5 protein-coding genes and 1 pseudogene are annotated in these 3,671 nt (G+C 68.9%); 5 read left to right on the top strand and 1 reads right to left on the bottom strand.

Going from position 1 to position 3,671, the window contains the following annotated elements; translation table 11 throughout:
• The 5 genes from RMO97_RS07005 to RMO97_RS06985 all read left to right on the top strand — a co-directional run.
• Positions 1–194: TOBE domain-containing protein (locus RMO97_RS07005; protein ID WP_310539877.1), on the top strand; the 194-nt coding region annotated here is incomplete at its 5' end.
• On the top strand, positions 191–1,084 hold the full coding sequence (locus tag RMO97_RS07000; protein ID WP_310539876.1) for an ABC transporter permease: 894 nt from the start codon (positions 191–193) through the stop codon (positions 1,082–1,084). The genes RMO97_RS07005 and RMO97_RS07000, both read left to right, overlap by 4 nt.
• Positions 1,081–1,896, top strand: coding sequence for an ABC transporter permease (locus RMO97_RS06995; protein ID WP_310539875.1), 816 nt, complete (start codon positions 1,081–1,083; stop codon positions 1,894–1,896). The genes RMO97_RS07000 and RMO97_RS06995 overlap by 4 nt, the downstream gene beginning before the upstream one ends.
• A 2-nt stretch (positions 1,897–1,898) precedes the next feature.
• Positions 1,899–2,627, top strand: coding sequence for a hypothetical protein (locus RMO97_RS06990; RefSeq protein ID WP_310539874.1), 729 nt, complete (start codon positions 1,899–1,901; stop codon positions 2,625–2,627).
• Between the two features lie 98 nt (positions 2,628–2,725).
• Positions 2,726–3,229 (top strand): CopG family ribbon-helix-helix protein, encoded by a 504-nt coding sequence (locus RMO97_RS06985; RefSeq protein WP_310539873.1) that lies wholly within the window; start codon positions 2,726–2,728, stop codon positions 3,227–3,229.
• 182 nt (positions 3,230–3,411) lie between these two features.
• Here the strand turns inward: RMO97_RS06985 and RMO97_RS06980 are convergent.
• Positions 3,412–3,671 (bottom strand): annotated as a pseudogene (locus RMO97_RS06980) (hypothetical protein); the annotation flags it as partial.

Below are 3,671 nucleotides of genomic sequence, written 5' to 3'. Positions count from 1 at the left end.
GCGCGGGGGACAACACCGTCTCGGGACGGATCACCTTCATCCGCGACATGGGCTCCAGCGTCGAGGTTCACCTGGATTGCGATGGCCGCGACGTCCTCAGCGTCGTCCAGCCCCGCGACTGGATGGGCGCCGGGACCGGCGATATCGCCCACCTGCGCCTGCCGCAGAACCAGTGCCGCGTCCTGGCCGCATGACCGACCTCGCCGTCCCGCTCAGGGCCAAGGACACCGAGCCCAGCAGCCGCGACCAGGTCGTGCTGGCCGGTCTGCTCTCCCTGCCCACCCTGTTCCTGATCGTCCTGTGCCTGATCCCGCTGTTCCTGCTGGTGCAGCTGAGCTTCGCGCACCGGGAGGACGGTGGCCTGTGGCGGGCCGGCCTGGAGCTGACCCAGTACCGCCAGCTGCTCGATCCGCAGTTCCTGAAGGTGGCCCTGTTCTCCTTCACCCTGGCGCTCACGACCGCGGCGATCAGCGTCGCCCTGGCCTTCCCCGTCGCCTATTTCATCAGCCGCATGAAGCGCCGAGCCCAGATCACCTGGCTGGTGGGCCTGCTCTCGACCCTGTCCCTGTCGGAGGTTCTGATCGTCTTCTCGTTCCAGGTGCTGCTGTCGGGCGGCGGCGGCCTGGTGAAGGCCCTGGTGGCGCTGGGGATCATGGACTCCGTCCACTCGCTCTACCCCAATTTCGCGGCCGTCATGGTCTGCCTGGTCTATCTGGTCCTGCCCTACATCATCCTCTTCCTCTACCCGGCCATGTCGCAGCTGGACGACGATATCCCGGCGGCGGCCACCACCATGGGCGCCTCGCCGGCGCGGGCCTTCCTCACCGTGGTGGCGCCGATGGTGAAAGGACCGCTGCTGTCGGCGGGCCTGCTGGTGGTGATCTTCACCGTCGGCTCCTACCTGACCCCGCTGGTGCTGGGGCGGCCACAGCAGTGGACGGTGGGGATCCTCATCTCCAACGGCGCCATGACCACAGGCAACCTGCCGCTCGCCGCCGCCCAGGCCGTGGCCCTGGTCACGCTGATGGCGGGCCTGCTGGGCCTGGTCCGCCTGCTCACCCGGGCCGGGAGCCCCGCGTCATGAACGAAGGCCTGGTCTCCACGATCCTGCGCCGCGGCTTCCTGAGCCTGGTGGCCATCTTCATCGCCGCGCCGCTGGTGGTGGTGATCGGCGTCTCGTTCAACGAGGGCCGGCGGATGAGCTTCCCGCCCAGCGAGCTCAGCCTGAAATGGTACAAGGCCTTCTTCACCGACGCCGGCTGGATGAAGTCCCTGGAGACCTCGCTCTCCATCAGCGCCCTGGCCGCGGTGATTGCGGTGACCGTCGCCCTGCCGATCGCCTACGCCGTCTGGCGCTACAATTCCAAAGCCGCCAAGGCCCTGGCCGGGGTGGGCTCGGGCCTGTTCCTGCTGCCCGGCGTGGTGACCGCCCTGATGTTCTCGGCCTTCTGGGGCATGGCGGGCCATGTGGGCCGCATCGAGAACGTGATCCTCAGCCACTCGGTGATTCTGCTGGGCATCCCGGTGGCCATGCTGTCGGTGGGCTTCCAGTCCATCGAGAAGGCCCTGATCGAGGCCGCCCACACCATGGGCGCCGGCGACGCCGAGGCCTTCCGCATGGTGGTCCGCCCGGCCATGACCCCCTACATCCTCTGCGCCCTGGTGTACGTCTTCGTGCTCAGTCTGAATGAGTACCTGATCGCCTACATGGTGGCGGGCTTCTCGGTGCAGACCTTGCCGATCCGCGTGTTCACCAGCCTGCGCTCGGGCTATGAACCCACCATGTGCGTGGGCGCGGTGATCTTCATTCTGCTGGGCTTCGCCGCCTTCAGCCTGCTGGCCGCCGTGGGCGACCTGCCCAAGCTCATGGGCCGCCACCGGCCCCTGGAGGCGTAACCATGTCGGCCCATGTCCTCCCCGAGCTCACCGGCCTGTGGCGCCGCGAGGTGATCACCACGCCCGCGGGCTACCGCGACGAGACGACCCGGGTCCTCTGGCTGCAGACCAGGTCCTGGTACGCCGATATCCGAGTGAAGGCCGACCGGCCCCGGCGCGAGGGCGCCACGGGTTTCGCCGACTATACCGACGCCGAGCTGATCGACATGGCCGCCGTCCAGGGCTTCGCCGGCGAGCTGACCGCCACCGGAAACGTCTGCCTCTGGCGGCGCGACCTCGATTACCAGCCGCCCAACGACTCGGTGGACGAGGCGACCTTCGCGGTGAAGGACGGCGTCATGATCGAGGACGGCATCCACTCGGAATACCAGGAGACCTGGCGCCAGGAGGCCCCCGCCGCAGCCCCGCTCGAAGCCTACCGCCTGGCCGGCGAGGCCAAGGGCCTGCTGGTGATCGCCGGCGAGCACTTCCTGGAGATCCGCGACCGCGCCACGCCCCTGGCGCCCGCCGAGTCGCTCACCGCCCACGTCACGGCGGCCCTCGCCGTCGGCGACCGCGAGGCGGCCATCGCCGCGCTCTCCATGCCCATCTGCTACGGCAAGGTGGCGGGCGCCTCGCGCCAGGTGACCCTGTCGTCCTACCCCTGGCTGGAGGGAACCGACCTGCGCGCGGTGGACCCGGCGGAATGGACCCTGATCGACCGCGACACCCCCACGCCTGCCCTCTCCTGAGGCGGCCAACCGAGAGTCCGCCAAATCGGCCCTGGCGCGTTGATCGGTCCGCACCCGCCATGCGACTGTTGAGCTGCGGCGCCCCGCGTCAGTCAGAGTTGGATTACGCCTTGGACCAGGACCTGCTCCCGCAACTCGCCCGCATCGGCATTAGCCTGCCCGGCAAGCTGCTGGCCCAGCTCGACGCCATGGTGTCGCGCCGGGGCCTGCCCAGCCGCTCCCAGATGATCGCCGAACTGATCCGCCATGAGCTGGCCGACACCGAGGACGGCCTGGCCGACGGTGTCATGGCCGGCACCATCACACTGATCTACCGTGCCGAGAGTGGCCGCGTGCGGCACGCCCTCGCCCGTGTGCAGAGCGAGTACCTGCCTGAGGTGATTTCCTCGCAGCACGTCTTCCTGGAGGAGGACCGGTCGCTGGAGGTGCTGCTGGTCCAGGGCTCTGCGGTGCGCCTGCAACAGCTGTGCGACCGGCTGCGGCGGGTGCGGGCGGTGCAGCAGTTGAAGCTGGTGACGACGCGGTCGCTGCTGCCCCCTCTGCATGCGCACGGTTCGAGCGAGCCCGCGGCTCCCCTCCGCCGCCGGGCCGGCGCTCGCTAGCCCAGGCGATCAGCCCGGACGGTCATGGCCTGGAACAGGGCCGAGCGCAGCAGCACGACCCACGGGGCGGCCGCCAGCGGCTGAGCAGGTTTCGGGGCGGTTTTTCGAGGGGTCATGCGAACCTCCAGGCGAGGTTCGAGGGTAGGCGCGGCGGAGGCGGCGGATATGGCGCATGGGCCGGGCTATGCGCGCGTTGACCAAACTGCCTGCTGGCTGAGCAATCTCACCTCGCGCGGTGCAATTGCGCGCCGCTTTTTCCTCCCCTGCGCAGCTGTTTGGACCGGGGACATCCGTGACACCTGTTCGGAGACATCCGTGGCACTGTGAGATTGGTCGCTTTGCCCATGCAGGTCGATGGTGGCGATCTTGGTTGAGCGGAAGACGACGTCGTAGAGACCGTCGGTGGACGTAGGTCGGACGGCGACGATCTTGCCGCTGAAGG

Origin of the sequence: Phenylobacterium sp., from assembly GCF_031425575.1 — a bacterium.
Classification (GTDB): domain Bacteria; phylum Pseudomonadota; class Alphaproteobacteria; order Caulobacterales; family Caulobacteraceae; genus Phenylobacterium.
The sequence above is the reverse complement of the archived record's forward strand: the minus strand, read 5'-3'. Positions and strand labels throughout refer to the sequence as shown.

Coding starts and splice junctions, on each gene's coding strand:
- RMO97_RS07000 (WP_310539876.1), top strand. CDS start 191: ATGACCGACCTCGCCGTCCCGCTCAGGGCCAAGGACACCGAGCCCAGC.
- RMO97_RS06995 (WP_310539875.1), top strand. CDS start 1,081: ATGAACGAAGGCCTGGTCTCCACGATCCTGCGCCGCGGCTTCCTGAGC.
- RMO97_RS06990 (WP_310539874.1), top strand. CDS start 1,899: ATGTCGGCCCATGTCCTCCCCGAGCTCACCGGCCTGTGGCGCCGCGAG.